General features: G+C 67.1%; 11 protein-coding genes. 5 read left to right on the top strand and 6 right to left on the bottom strand.

The genetic code is table 11. From position 1 onward, the window contains the following. Positions 1-119: 119 nt before the first annotated feature. From QFZ47_RS07890 to queC, 3 genes are read left to right on the top strand one after another with little or no spacing between them, the layout of a single operon-like run. Entirely contained in the window at positions 120-2,399 is a 2,280-nt protein-coding gene (locus tag QFZ47_RS07890; RefSeq protein ID WP_307655118.1) for a cyanophycin metabolism-associated ABC transporter, read from the top strand. After that, positions 2,399-2,875, top strand: coding sequence for a cyanophycin metabolism-associated DUF1854 family protein (locus QFZ47_RS07885; RefSeq protein WP_307655116.1), 477 nt, complete (start codon positions 2,399-2,401; stop codon positions 2,873-2,875). The genes QFZ47_RS07890 and QFZ47_RS07885 overlap by 1 nt, the downstream gene beginning before the upstream one ends. 56 nt (positions 2,876-2,931) lie before the next feature. Then, positions 2,932-3,645 carry a 7-cyano-7-deazaguanine synthase QueC gene (queC, locus tag QFZ47_RS07880; RefSeq protein ID WP_307655114.1) on the top strand — a complete coding sequence of 238 codons (714 nt, stop codon included), beginning with the start codon at positions 2,932-2,934 and terminating at the stop codon, positions 3,643-3,645. On the opposite strand, the gene QFZ47_RS07875 is transcribed toward queC, so the two are convergent. Next, positions 3,642-5,438 (bottom strand): ABC transporter ATP-binding protein/permease, encoded by a 1,797-nt coding sequence (locus tag QFZ47_RS07875; RefSeq protein ID WP_307655113.1) that lies wholly within the window; start codon positions 5,436-5,438, stop codon positions 3,642-3,644. The two genes, queC and QFZ47_RS07875, sit on opposite strands and share 4 nt — an antisense overlap. A gap of 148 nt (positions 5,439-5,586) precedes the next feature. Here QFZ47_RS07875 and QFZ47_RS07870 point away from each other — a divergent pair, with 148 nt between their 5' ends. Together QFZ47_RS07870 and QFZ47_RS07865 are read left to right on the top strand one after the other, a co-directional pair. Beyond that, positions 5,587-5,721 (top strand): hypothetical protein, encoded by a 135-nt coding sequence (locus QFZ47_RS07870; RefSeq protein ID WP_307655112.1) that lies wholly within the window; start codon positions 5,587-5,589, stop codon positions 5,719-5,721. A 103-nt stretch (positions 5,722-5,824) separates the two neighbouring features. Further along, positions 5,825-7,078: an MFS transporter gene (locus QFZ47_RS07865; RefSeq protein WP_307655111.1), complete on the top strand. Its 1,254-nt coding sequence runs from the start codon at positions 5,825-5,827 to the stop codon at positions 7,076-7,078. 9 nt (positions 7,079-7,087) lie between these two features. On the opposite strand, the gene QFZ47_RS07860 is transcribed toward QFZ47_RS07865, so the two are convergent. From QFZ47_RS07860 to QFZ47_RS07840, 5 genes are all read right to left on the bottom strand, one after another. Next, entirely contained in the window at positions 7,088-9,292 is a 2,205-nt protein-coding gene (locus tag QFZ47_RS07860) for a phosphocholine-specific phospholipase C (RefSeq protein WP_307655110.1), read from the bottom strand. Between the two features lie 26 nt (positions 9,293-9,318). Beyond that, positions 9,319-9,513, bottom strand: coding sequence for a hypothetical protein (locus QFZ47_RS07855; RefSeq protein ID WP_307655109.1), 195 nt, complete (start codon positions 9,511-9,513; stop codon positions 9,319-9,321). 201 nt (positions 9,514-9,714) lie between these two features. After that, on the bottom strand, positions 9,715-10,614 hold the full coding sequence (locus QFZ47_RS07850) for a 5'-nucleotidase (RefSeq protein WP_307655108.1): 900 nt from the start codon (positions 10,612-10,614) through the stop codon (positions 9,715-9,717). 24 nt (positions 10,615-10,638) lie between these two features. After that, entirely contained in the window at positions 10,639-11,874 is a 1,236-nt protein-coding gene (gene gspF / locus QFZ47_RS07845; RefSeq protein WP_307655107.1) for a type II secretion system inner membrane protein GspF, read from the bottom strand. An 18-nt stretch (positions 11,875-11,892) separates the two neighbouring features. After that, on the bottom strand, positions 11,893-13,284 hold the full coding sequence (locus QFZ47_RS07840) for a GspE/PulE family protein (RefSeq protein WP_307655106.1): 1,392 nt from the start codon (positions 13,282-13,284) through the stop codon (positions 11,893-11,895). Positions 13,285-13,736 lie beyond the last annotated feature (452 nt).

Below are 13,736 nucleotides of genomic sequence, written 5' to 3'. Positions count from 1 at the left end.
GGCCGAGCACCGCGGCGCCTTCAAGCGCGCCCATGGCAATCGGTCAGAATCGGCGCCCGACAAAGGACGCCATGGCGCGGTCCAAGCGGCCCGCGACGGGCAAGAGTCAAAGAAACACAATGCAACATCACGATCCAGTCGGCACCCGGGAGGGCGAAACCGAGGCGGCCTCAGACGCGCTGAAAAGCCGGCTCGCAGCCGCGGAAAACGTTCTGGTCACATTACCGGTTGACCTCGACGACGAACTTCTGTTTACCTTTGGGCTCGTCGCCCTGACCGATCGGCGCCTGCTGGCGCTGCAACCGGGCGGCCAGTGGTGTGAGTGGACACTATCAGATTCGGCCCTCCGTTTGCATCTGAGCGACCATTCGGGCGTTGGAACGCTCGATCTGGTGGGTGCCGAGGGCCGCCTGGCGCGCTGGCGCTACACGCTGGCCAGCCAGCCGGCCGCGCTGCGGCTGCTCAAGCTCTTTGGCCAGCGCGAGAACGGCACTGTCGCCGAGGCGACAGCCGAGCCCGATGGCGACGACCTGGCCCCGCCCGACGCCGAGCTCCAGACGCCGCCGTCGACCTGGGTGCTGCTGCGGCTGGGCCGCTTCGCCAAGCCCTACCGGAAGCAACTGATCACGGGATTTCTGCTGACCCTGATCTCCACGGCCGCGACCCTGGTGCCGCCCTATCTGACGATCCCGCTGATGGACGACATCCTGATTCCGTTCCAGAACGGGCAGAAGATCGACCCGGCCCGCGTCGTGCTCTACCTCAGCGGGCTGCTCGGCGCGGCGCTGGTCGGCTGGGGCCTGGGCTGGGCGCGCACCTACCTGCTGGCGCTGGTGTCGGAGCGCATCGGCGCCGACCTGCGCACCACCACCTACGAGCATCTGCTGACCCTGCCGCTCGACTATTTCGGCGGCAAGCGCACCGGCGACCTGATGGCGCGCATCGGCTCGGAAACCGACCGCATCAACGTGTTCCTTTCGCTGCACGCGCTCGATTTCGCAAACGACGTGCTGATGATCGTGATGACCGCGGTCATTCTTTTTTCCATCAATCCGCTGCTGGCGGTGGTCACGCTGGTGCCGCTGCCCTTCATCGCCTGGATGATCCACGTGGTGCGCGACCGCCTGCGCACCGGCTTCGAGAAGATCGACCGCGTGTGGTCCGAGGTGACCAACGTGCTGGCCGACACCATCCCGGGCATTCGCGTGGTCAAGGCCTTTGCGCAGGAGCGCCGCGAGGCCGAGCGCTTTCGCGTCGCCAACGCCTACAACCTGCAGGTCAACGACAAGCTCAACCGCACCTGGTCGCTCTTCACGCCCACCGTCTCGCTGCTGACCGAGATCGGCCTGCTCGTGGTCTGGGGCTTCGGCATCTGGCAGGTGGCGCGCGGCAGCATCACGGTGGGCGTGCTGACCGCGTTCATCGCGTACATCGGGCGCTTCTACACGCGGCTCGACTCGATGAGCCGCATCGTCTCCGTCACGCAGAAGGCGGCGGCCGGCGCCAAGCGCATCTTCGACATCCTGGATCACGTGAGCAACGTGCCCGAGCCGGCCAACCCGGTGAAGATCGAGCGCGTGCAGGGCCGCATCGAGATGAGCGGGCTGGGCTTTCGCTACGGCTCGCGCGCCGTGATCCACAACCTCGACCTGACCATCGAGCCCGGCGAGATGATCGGCCTGGTGGGCCACAGCGGCTCGGGCAAAAGCACGCTGGTCAACCTGATCTGCCGCTTCTACGACGTGACCGACGGTGCCATCAAGGTCGATGGCACCGACATCCGCCGCTTTGCCGTGGCCGACTACCGCCGCCACGTCGGGCTGGTGCTGCAGGAGCCGTTCCTCTTCTTCGGCACCATCGCGCAGAACATCGCCTACGGCAAGCCCGATGCCACGCGCGAAGAAGTGGTGGCCGCAGCGCGGGCCGCGCATGCCCACGACTTCATCCTGCGCCTGCCGCATGGCTACGACTCGCTCGTGGGCGAGCGCGGGCAGGGGCTGTCGGGCGGCGAGCGGCAGCGCATCAGCATTGCGCGCGCGCTGCTCATCGACCCGCGCATCCTGATCCTCGACGAGGCCACTTCGGCCGTGGACACCGAAACCGAGAAGGAGATCCAGAAGGCGCTCGACAACCTCGTGCAGGGCCGCACCACCATCGCCATTGCGCACCGGCTGTCGACGCTGCGCAAGGCCGACCGGCTGGTGGTGATGGACCGAGGCGAGGTGGTCGAGGTCGGTCCGCACGATGCCTTGATGGCCAGGCAGGGCGCCTACTGGCGGCTCTACCAGGCACAGCTGCGCCAGGGCGACGACGATGCGAGCGAAGGCGCCGTCGACGAACGCGCCGGCGCGCAGCTGCCGCTGATCAGCCATGCCGCCCACCCGGCCGGAGACGCATGATGAGCGACACCATTCCCACTTTCAATCTCGAGCGCGATGCCTTCGGCCGCCTGGTGCTGACCGATGCAGAGGGCGAGCGCCATGCGGGCGTGACGCCCGTGCGCGCCTTTCCGCTCAGCGCGCCCGGCGAGGGCGTGTCGCTGGTCGGCAGCGAGGGCCGCGAACTGGTCTGGATCGACCGCGTCGAGGCCTTGCCTCCGGCGACGCGGGCGCTGCTCGAACAGGAGCTGGCGGTGCGCGACTTCGCGCCCACGCTGCTGAAGCTGCATGGCGTGTCGAGCTTCGGCGTGCCCAGCACCTGGACCGTGAGCACCGACCGCGGCGACACCAGCTTCGTGCTCAAGGCCGAGGAAGACATCCGCCGGCTCGAAGGCGGCGCACTGCTGATCGCCAGCGCCCACGGCGTGCAGTTCCGCATTCCCGACCTGAAGGCGCTCGACCGCGCCTCGCGCAAGCTGCTGGAGCGCTTTCTCTAGCCTTGCGAAAATCGCAGCTTTGAACCGGCAACGGCCTTCCGTTGAAAGAGACAGACATGCCCCTGCACACCACCGCCCTCGTCCTGTTCTCCGGCGGCCAGGATTCGACCACCTGCCTCGCGGACGCGCTTTCCAAGTACCAGCGCGTCGAGACGCTGGGTTTCGACTATGGCCAGCGGCACCGCGTCGAGCTCGACGTGCGCGGCACCATCCTCGCGAAGATGCGCGAGCGCTTTCCCGACTGGGCACCGCGCCTGGGCGAAGACCACGTGCTCACGCTCGCGGCGCTGGCCCAGCTCGGCGGCTCCTCGCTCACGGAGGAAGTGGCCTTCGAGATGCAGGCCGATGGGCTGCCCAACACCTTCGTGCCCGGCCGCAACCTGCTGTTCCTCACGCTGGCCGGTGCGCTGGCCTACCGGCGCGGCCTGCAGGTGATCGTCACCGGCGTCTGCGAGACCGACTTCTCGGGCTACCCCGACTGCCGCGACGACACCATGAAGGCGATGCAGCTCGCGCTCTCGCTCGGTCTGGAGCGCCGCCTGGTCATCGAGACGCCGCTGATGTGGATCGACAAGGCCGAGACCTGGCAGATGGCGCACCGCCTGGGCGGCGAGCCGCTGGTCGATCTCATCGTGGAAGAAACCCACACCTGCTACCTCGGCGACCGCGAGCATCGCCAGGCCTGGGGCTACGGCTGCGGCGAGTGCCCCGCCTGTGACCTGCGCAAGAAGGGCTGGGAGCGCTACGCCTCGCGCCCCCTGCAATCCTAGGTGGCCGCAGTCTCCAGCCGGTAGCGCGCGCCGCCCGCGGGTGCGCCTTCGGGCTGGGGCACCAGCGTCCAGCGCTGGTTGTGGAAATCGCCGACCGCCGCGCGGTGCGCGATCGACACCATGGCGCCGCCTGCGGCCTTCACCCGGTCGGAGAGCCGCTTGTAGAGCACGCCCTCGGCCTCGGCGTCGAGCGCGCTGGTGATCTCGTCGGCAAAGAGCCATGACGGCTTCTTCAGCAGCACGCGTGCGATGGACAGGCGCTGCTGCTCGCCGCCCGAGAGCTTCTGGCTCCAGGCATCGCTGTCGTCGAGGCGGCTCGCAAGGTCGGGCAGCAGCGCGTCGACCAGCGCCTGGCGCAGCTCGGCATCGCTGTAGTTCTCGGCCGGATTCGGATAGGTCAGCGCGTTGCGCAAGGTGCCGTCCGGCACGTAGGGCCGCTGCGGCATGAACACCGCGCCGTCCGGCACTTTCACATGGCCGCGCGCAAACGGCCAGATGCCGGCGAAGGTGCGGAACAGGGTCGACTTGCCGCTGCCCGAAGGCCCCTGCAGCAGCACGCTGTCGCCCGGCTGCACCGAAAGCGTCGCTCCCGCGAGCAGCGAGGTGCCGTTGGGCAGTGCAATCGACAGATCGTCGGAGCGCAGGCCGATGGCACTGTCGCGCTCGAGCTGCTCGTTGGGCACTTCCTGGGCGCGCATGGCGTCATCGAAGCTGGTGAGCCGGTCGGCGGTGGCGCGCCAGATGGCGACCCGGTCGTAGTTCTCGACAAACCAGGAGAGCGCGTCCTGCACCGTGTTGAAGGCACGGGCGATCTGCATCATCTCGCCGAACTGGATTGCACCGCTGAAGAAGCGGGGCGCGGCGAGGAAGTACGGAAACACGATCGCCAGTTGCCCGAACGAGGCGGTGAAAGTGACCAAATTCTTCTGTTGCTTGATGAGCGCAAGGTAGTTGCGCAGCACGCTCGAAAAGCGCGTGTCGAGCTGGCCGCGCTCCACGCGGTCGCCGCGGTCAAGCGCGATGGCCTCGCTGTATTCGCGAACCCGTACCAGGTGATGGCGGAAATCTGCTTCGAGGCGCTGCTGCTGGAAGTTGAGTCCTATCAGCGGCCGGCCAATGAAGTGGGTGATGACCGTGCCCACGGTGCAGTAAATAACCGCGACCCAGACCATCAGCCCCGGCACGGTGAATTCATGCCCGCCCAGATTGAATGCGAACTGCCCTGACAGGCTCCAGAGGATGCCGACGAACGTCACCAGCGTCACCACCGAGTTCAAGATTCCCATCGAGAGCGTCACCGTGTAGTCGGTGAACAGCTGCATGTCTTCCTGGATGCGCTGGTCCGGATTGTCGGTATTAGCCGGCTGGCCTTCCGCGGTGGCGGCTTTCTGCGCGTAGCGCGCGAGCTCCAGCCGATAGAAGGTGCGGTTGGCCATCCATCGGCTCAGATAGCTGCGCGTCATCCAGGCGCGCCAGCGCACCTGGAGCAGCTGCGTCAGATAAAACTTGAAGACCGCGACACCGATGCCAGCCATCGCGATGTAGGTGAAGCGCAGCAGCTGGGTCCAGAAGACCGGCTCGTTCTTGTTCTGCAGGGCGTCGAAAAAGACTCGGCTCCAATCGTTGAGCAGCACCGCAACATAGACCGTGCCGAGGTTCAGCCCTATCACGGCCAGGAACAGGCTGCGGGCGCGCCACTTCTCTTCCGACTTGAAATAGGGCGCAGAGAGCGACAAGACGCGGCGCAGCACTTGGGCGAACGTGGCGGCTCGCGCCGTGGCAGATAAAGGCATGCGGATTTCCTGGCTGGGCGCGGGTGCGCCGGACTTCGTGAGGAAACGATGGTAGTCAAATGTTCCTTAGACGGGCCTGAAGCCGGCCCGGCACGGTCGGCGCGGCGTCCGACTTGACTTGCATGAAGGCGGGCATAGCATCCGCCGCATGAGAAGCACAGCCCTTGTTCTTCTGTTCTGCATCGGCCTCCTGACGGCCGGCTGCGACAACAAGCCCAAGCCCGGCGTGCCGGTGCCCAAGGCTTCTGCCGATGTCGTGATGCCGGTTCCGCTCGCGGGCTGATTCGCCCCTCGGGCGCGCAGGCGGCCATGCGCCGCCGGGCATTGCGCGCGCTCGCCTTCGCATATTCGCGCCCGGCGGTATCCTCGGCGCGGAGCAAAAAACAATGAAGACATCGGAGACAGGCGCCCACGAGGCGGATTCGCGCTACGCCATGCTGCGGCTTGGCCTCACGCTGCTGGTCATGACGGTCGGCAGCAGCGGCATGTACGTGGTCTCGGTGATGCTGCCCGCCGTGCAGGCCGAGTTCGGCATTGCGCGCGCCGATGCCTCGCTGCCCTACACCCTGCTGATGCTCGGCTTCGGCGTGGGCGGCGTGCTGATGGGGCGGCTGGCCGATCGATTCGGCGTGATGTGGCCCTTACTGATCGGCGCGCTGAGCCTCGGCGTGGGCTATGTCGCATGCGGCATGGCCGACGGCATCGTCTCCTTCATCGTGGCGCAGGCCATGCTGGTCGGCCTGCTCGGCAGCGCCGCGGCCTTTGCGCCGCTGGTGGCGGACACCTCGCTCTGGTTCGTCAAGCGGCGCGGTATCGCGGTGGCGGTGTGCGCGAGCGGCAACTATGTGGCCGGCGCCATCTGGCCGCCGATCGCGCAGCATTTCATCGAGGCGGTCGGCTGGCGCCAGACCTACATCGGCATGGGCGTGTTCTGCGGCCTCGCGATGGCGGCGCTCGCGCTCTGCTTTCGTGCACGGCCGCCGGCGCTGGCGGCCGCGCCGGCCGGCCATGCGGGCCATGCCGCTCGGCGGCGCGATCTGACACGGCCTTTCGGTTTCAGCATGGGCACGGCCCAGGGCCTGCTGTGCGTGGCGGGCGTGGCCTGCTGCGTGGCCATGGCGATGCCGCAGGTGCACATCGTGGCCTACTGCGGCGACCTCGGCTACGGCCCGGCGCAGGGCGCGCAGATGCTGTCGCTGATGCTGGGTTTCGGCGTGGTGAGCCGGCTGGTGTCGGGCGCGATCTGCGACCGCATCGGCGGGCTGCGCACGCTGCTGCTGGGCGGCGTGCTGCAGTGCGTGGCGCTGCTGCTGTTCCTGCCGTTCGACGGGCTGGTGTCGCTCTATGTGATCTCGGCGCTGTTCGGGCTGTTCCAGGGCGGCATCGTGCCGTCCTACGCGATCATCGTGCGCGAGCACTTTCCGCCCGAGGAAGCCGGTGCGCGCGTGGGCACGGTGCTGATGTTCACGCTGTTCGGCATGGCGCTGGGCGGCTGGATGTCGGGCAAGGTGTTCGACCTGACCGGCAGCTACCACGCGGCGTTTCTCAACGGCATCGGCTGGAACCTGCTGAACGTCAGCATCGCAGCGATGCTGCTGTTCAGGGTCCGGCAACTGCGGCTTCGCACCGCCGCGGCGTAGCTCGCGCCGTCAGAGATCGGCCAGACCCATGGCCGGGTCGCTCACCGAGTGCCGGCCGGTCTCGACGCGGCCGGCAAAGCGGCGCACGAAGCTCGTGTCCGCATCGCAGGCCACGGCAAAGTCGTACCACGCGCCGCTCGCCGACAGATCCCAGTGCAGCTCGGCCTTGGCGCCGCCTTCCACCGTCGCGGTCCACGGGCCGTCGGTTCGGTAGGCCTTGGCGCGCACGCTGAACTTGCAGGCGTTCTTGCCGTCGTTGCGCATTTCCAGGTACACGTTGCCGTTGGCGATGTCGTAGCACACGCGCACCTCGGGCACGGCCACGCCGCCGGCGCGAAGCGCGTTCAGGTCGCCCTTGAAGTGGCGGTGAAAGCCATTGGGCCCGAGCACCCACAGATCATAGAAACCGCTGTCGTCGCGCGTCGCGTTCCATGCATCGTCGAGCGTCTTGCCGGGTTCGACCAGGTAGCGGCGCGGCAGGCGGTCGAGGTTGAGCTTGTCGTAGACGTGGAACACCGCGCTGGCGGTGCCGGTGTTCGCGAAGATCAGCTGGAGCTTGCCGTTCACGGCATCGGCGCGGGCACTCGTGTGCAGCTCGTAGGGCAGCGCGCGCGAGGGGCGCGTGCCGGCGGCCTGGCGTGGCAGCAGCGGGTCGAGCGGCAGTGCCACCTGCGACAGCGCCTCCTGGTCGGCGCGCAGTTGGTCGGCCTGCGCCTTGGTCTTTCGGCCTGCGAGTGCCGGCAGTGCTTCGCTGTTCGGAGAAACGAAATTGAAGGCGCTCGTGAGATCGCCGCACACGGCGCGGCGGAAATCGCTGATGTTGGTCTCCTTCACCCCGAAGCGCGCCTCGACGAAGCGCAGCACCGAGGTGTGGTCGAAGGCCTGCGAGTTGACCCAGCCGCCGCGGCTCCAGGGCGACACCACATACATCGGCACACGCACGCCGGGGCCGTAGACGCGGCCGTCGGGCGGCGGCTGGTCGGTGGTGCCGGGCGGATTCGGGTGATTGAAGTACTCGGGCTTGAGCGCTTCGGGCGGCAGCGTGGTCTTTCCCGCGGGCGTTCCGTCGGCGTTGATGGAAGGCGCGGCCGGCGAAGGAATGTGATCGAAATAGCCGTCGTTCTCGTCGAAGTTGATGAACAGCACGGTCTTGCTCCACACCTCGGGCACGGCGGTGAGCGCATCGAGCGTTTCCTGGATGTACCAGCCGCCCTGCACCGGGCTCGACGGGCCGGGGTGCTCCGAATAGGTCGCGGGCGCGACGATCCACGACACCTGGGGCAGCTTGCCGTTCTTGATGTCCTGGCGGAACTGCTCGAGAAAGCCGCCGTCGGGCATGGTGTTGGCAATGCCCTTGTAGAGCGGATTGCCGGCGTCGTCGCTGGCCGGGTCGTAGGCGGGAGAGGCCACGTCGTTGCTCACGGGCTTGCCGGAGGCTTCGTTCGCGAGCCGGTATTGCCTGAAGCCGGCCAGCGAGTTGTCGCCGAAGTTCTCGGGCATGTTCTGGTAGACCATCCAGCTCACCTTGGCTTCCTGCAGCCGCTCGGGATAGGTCTTCCAGCTGTAGCCGTTGGCCGAGCTGTCGATCGAATCCCACTCGTTGTTGACCGTGGCCACGTTCGCGCCCGTGGGGCCGTTGGTGCCGGTCCAGAGGAACATGCGGTTCGAATTGGTGCCGGTGTGCATGCTGCAGTGGTACGCGTCGCAGAGCGTGAAGGCGTTGGCCAGTGCGAACTGGAACGGCAGTTCCGCTTCTTCGAGGTAGCCCATCGATTGCGTGAAAGGCGCCGTCCTGGTTTTCTTGTAGCGCACCCATTCGTACATGCGCCCGCCGGCCCACGCAGCCTGGCCGTCGCTCCAGCTGTGCGGCGTGCCGGCCACGCGCTGCGCATTGCCCTTCGAACCGTCGAGATGGTAGGGCAGCACTTCCTTGCCGGCATCGTCGAGTTGCTGCCAGACGCCACGGCCCTGGGGCAGCGGAATGGTGAAGCGGTCGCCGAAGCCGCGCACGCCCATGAGCGTGCCGAAGTAGTGGTCGAACGAGCGGTTCTCCTGCATCAGGATGACGATGTGCTCCACGTCCTTGATGGTGCCGGTCTTGTTGTTGGCGGGAATGGCGAGTGCGCGGCGGATGCTCGGCGGAAAGGCCGAGAGCGCGAGCGCGGCAGCACCGGTGGTGGCGGTGCCTGTCAGGAATTTGCGGCGTGAGTTCATGGTGTTGTTCTGGCGTTTCGTGGTGTTCAGGGGGCGCAGCGCATCTCGGGCTTGGTGCCGGCGTCGGGCGGCGGCGTGGTGGGCGTGGTCGGTGTCGGAGCGCCCACGCCAGGCAGGCCGCCGAAGAAACCACCACCGCCGTTGCCGCCGCCGCAGGCGGAAAGGACAGAGGCCAGGATCAGCGCGGGAACGAGCCGCGCAGGCAGGGATGAAAGTCGCATGGGGGATTCCTTGGGAGTCGTCGTTGCGTGGGCGCTCGGAAGCAGAGCGTCGAAAAAAGGCCGTGCGGGCTCGACGACGCGACGCAGCAAAGCATCGCGAGGCACCGCGCAGCGGACAGGCCGCAAGACTAGGGAGATCGCGTTACATCGCCATGAACGAGCGATGACAAGGCAGCGGCGCAGGGCGCGCCGCGGGAGCGCTCAGCGCTCGTTGCTGATGCCGCTCGAGACGTGGCCCGCGGGCACGTGGCGTGCCGCGGCATCGACGTGGCCGGTCTGGTCGTCGAAGAAGAAATCGGGTTCGAACTCGCGCAGGAATTCACCCTTCGGAAGGCCGCCGAGGAACATCGCCTCGTCGACGCGGATGTTCCACTTCATGAGCGTGCGGATCGCGCGCTCGTGCGCCGGGGCGCTGCGCGCGGTGACCAGCGCAGTGCGGATGCGCATCTGCGCGTTACCTGCCATCTGCAGGCGATGCAGCGCCATCAGCAGCGGCTTGAAGGGACCTTCGGGCAGCGGCAGGTCGGCCTTGCTGAGCTCGTGCGCCTGGAAGGCGTCGAGGCCCTCGGCCTGGAACACGCGCTCGGCCTCGTCGGAGAACAGCACCGCATCGCCGTCGAAGGCAATGCGAACTTCGTTGGGCCATGCATCGCTGGCCTTCACCGATTCGACCAGCACCCGCGCGGCCGGAAAACCCGCGCTGAGCGCTTCGCGCACGTCCTGCGCATTGACCGAGAGGAACAGGTGCGCGCGCAGCGGCCGCAGATAGCCGAAGGGCGGCCGCCCCTGCGTGAACACGCCGCGCTGCAGCTTGATGTCGGCGGCCGCGCTCGAGCGGAAGATCCGCATGCCCGAGACCGGATCGTTGCGCGAGAGGATCACCACCTCGACGCGCTGCACGCCGTCGTCGTTGAAGCGCAGCAGCTTGCGGATCAGCGAGTACGCGATGCCCGGCGCGGCCGGCACGTCGATGCGGTCGAGCTGCAGCTTCATGTAGCCCTCGTTGTCGCCGGCCTCGAAGATCCTGTTCTCTTCTTCGAGGTTGAACAGCGCGCGCGACGAGATCGCGACCACGAGTTTGTCTTCGAGCGTGACGGGCATGGCGTGCAGTGCTTCCTGGCGGCGTTACTTGACGAACTGGTTGAGCTGGATGATAGGCAGCATCACCGCCAGCACAATGAGCATCACCACGCCGCCCATGGCCACGATCAAGAGGGGCTCGAGGATAGTGGCCAGGTGCATCGCGCGGCGCTGCACTTCGGCGCCCAGCTGGTTGGCCGCGCGCTGCAGCATCAGCGGCAGCGTGCCGGTCTGCTCGCCCAGGCGCGCGAACATCGAGACCAGTCCGGGAAAGCGTTTTTTCTGCGCCAGTGCCGAGGCCAGCGGCGCGCCTTCGCGCACCAGCACCAGTGCGTCGAGCGCATCCGCGCGCATGGCGCGGTTGCCCAGCGTTTCGGAAGCTGCCTGCAGCGCGCGCAGGATCGGCACCCCGGCGGTGGCCAGCATGGCCAGCGTGCTGGCAAAGCGCGCCGCGTTGTAGCCGCGCGCGAGCTTGCCCACCAGCGGCAGCCGGAGCCAGGCGGCATCGAACTTCAGGCGGAAGGCCTCCTGCGCCAATGCCAACCGCGCAGCGATGGCGGCGAGCACCACGCCGCCCAGCATCCACCACCCGTAGTTGCGCACCGCCGCGCTCAGCGACAGCATGACGGTGGTGAGGAAGGGGAGCGAGCGCTTGGTGCCCGCGAACACCTGCGCCACCTGCGGCACCACGTAGCTCACGAGAAAGATCACGATCACGATCGCCACCAGCGTGACGATGGCCGGATAAAGCGCGGCGCCGATGAGCTTCTGCTGCAGCGCCTGCCGCTCCTCCAAGTCGTCGGCGAGCCGGTCGAGCACGAGGCCGAGGTTGCCGCTCTGCTCGCCCGCGCCGATCACTGCCGTGTAGATGGGCGAGAACTCGCGCGGATGGGCCGCGAGCGCACGCGCGAAAGGCGAGCCCGCGTTGACCTCGGCGCGCAGCGACGCGACCAGGTTGCGCTGCGGCTCGGTCTCGGCTTCGTCGGTGAGCGCGGTCAGCGCGCGTTCGAGCGGCAGGCCGGAGGACACGAGGCCCGCGAGCTGACGCGTCCAGACCGCAAGACCGGTCGAGCTGAAGATCCTCGCGCCGCCGCCCAGCCAGCGGCGCAGGCCGCCATTGCCGGTGCCGTTGACGTGGCTGCTGCCCACCGGTGTGACCGACAGCGGAATGAGCGCCTGCGCGCGCAGCAGGCTGCGGGCGCTGCGCGCGGTGTCGGCCTCGAGCACGCCTTCGCGCGACTGGCCGCTGGCATCGATGGCTTCGAAGGAATAGGCGGGCATGGAAGAAAGGCCGTCGGGCTATTCGCGCGTGACCCGCACCAGCTCGGCGCGCGAGGTAATGCCGGTCTGCACCAGCCGCTCGCCGTCCTCGCGCATCGAGCGCAGGCCGCCGCGCGCGCCGGCTTCGAAGAGTCGGCTCTCGGCGGCCTTGCCATGAATGAGCGCCTGCACTTCGTCGTTGGCCACCAGCAGTTCGAAGATGCCGGTGCGGCCCTGGTAGCCGGTTTGCCCGCACACATCGCAGCCGGCGCCGCCGCAGGCCGTGCAGACCTTGCGCACCAGGCGCTGCGCGAGCACGCCCAAAAGCGACGAGCTCAAGAGGAACGGCTCCACGCCCATGTCGGTCAGCCGCGTGACGGCGCTGACCGAGTCATTGGTGTGCAGCGTCGCAAGCACGAGGTGGCCGGTGAGCGAGGCCTGGATGGCGATCTGCGCGGTTTCGAAGTCGCGGATTTCGCCGATCATGATCACGTCCGGGTCCTGCCGCAGGATGGCGCGCAATGCCTTCGCGAAGGTGAGCTCGATCTTGGCGTTGATCTGCGTCTGGCCCACGCCCGGCAGCTCGTATTCGATCGGGTCTTCCACCGTCATGATGTTGCTGCGGCTGGCGTCCAGCCGCGCCAGCGCGGCGTACAGCGTGGTGGTCTTGCCCGAGCCCGTGGGGCCGGTCACCAGGATGATGCCGTGCGGCTGCGAAATGAGCTTCTCGAAGCGCGCGAGCGTGTCGCCCTGCATGCCGACCGATTCGAGCGTGAGCTTCGATTCGGTCTTGTCCAGGAGGCGCAGCACCGCGCGCTCGCCATGCGCGCTTGGCAGCGTGGAGACGCGCACGTCGACCGCGCGCGTGCCGATGCGCAGGCTGATGCGTCCGTCCTGCGGCAGCCGCTTCTCGGAGATGTCGAGGTCGGCCATGATCTTCAGGCGCGAGATCAGCGCGGCGTGCAGCGCGCGGTTGGGCTGCACCACCTCGCGCAGCGTGCCGTCGATGCGAAAGCGCACGGACGAGGTGCGCTCGTAGGGCTCGATGTGGATGTCGCTTGCGCCGTCGCGCGCGGCCTGCGTGAGCAGCGCGTTGAGCATGCGGATGATGGGCGCGTCGCCGGCGCTTTCCAGCAGGTCTTCCACCGCCGGCAGCTCCTGCATCATGCGCGAGAGGTCGGCGTCGCTCTGCACCTCGCTCACCACCGCGGCGGCGCTCGATTCGCCCTGCGCATAGGCCGCGCTGATGCGCTGCGCGAGCGGGCCGTCGGCCAGCACCTCGAAGGCCTGCACACCGTATTTGCGCGTGACCTCGCCGACCGCGCTGCGCGAGGGATGGCTCGACATCCACAGCGTGTGGCTGCCGTCGTCGGCTGCTTCGAGCAGCAGCTGCTGGCTGCGTGCGAACGCGTAGGGCAGGGGGTGTCTCATTATTTAATCAAATGCCATCACTAATGGCTCGGGGGCTTGATTCTCTGTTAAGGCCGACGATCTCGTGCTCATTGAATAAAAGGTGCTTGGCCGACCAAAATTCGACTTTAATTTGTTGTATTTCGAATTTTGGTCGTATTTGTGAAATAAGATTAATTTCCTCTGTATTCCACTATGTATCTGTATGGCCCGGCCTGATAACAAGGAGGGGTGTTGTTAAAATTGCCGATGTATTGAACGGGCCACCAATTAGGTATATTGCTCAAGCTGCAGACTTCGACTCTGGAACCCCATGTTCTTCCGTTGAGATTTTCCCAAGTATATAAAATTCCATAAGGTACGCCGCAACTCCAATTGCCCTCAATCCGCACTAATGCCCAGCCTACCGGAATTGATCCATTCGGCCCGTACCCTGAGCAGGACGTCACCCGTTCGCCAGTTGCATGCGCTGA

The organism is Variovorax paradoxus, from assembly GCF_030815975.1.
Lineage (GTDB): Bacteria > Pseudomonadota > Gammaproteobacteria > Burkholderiales > Burkholderiaceae_C > Variovorax > Variovorax paradoxus_N.
This window is presented reverse-complemented; position numbering and strand designations above follow the sequence as displayed.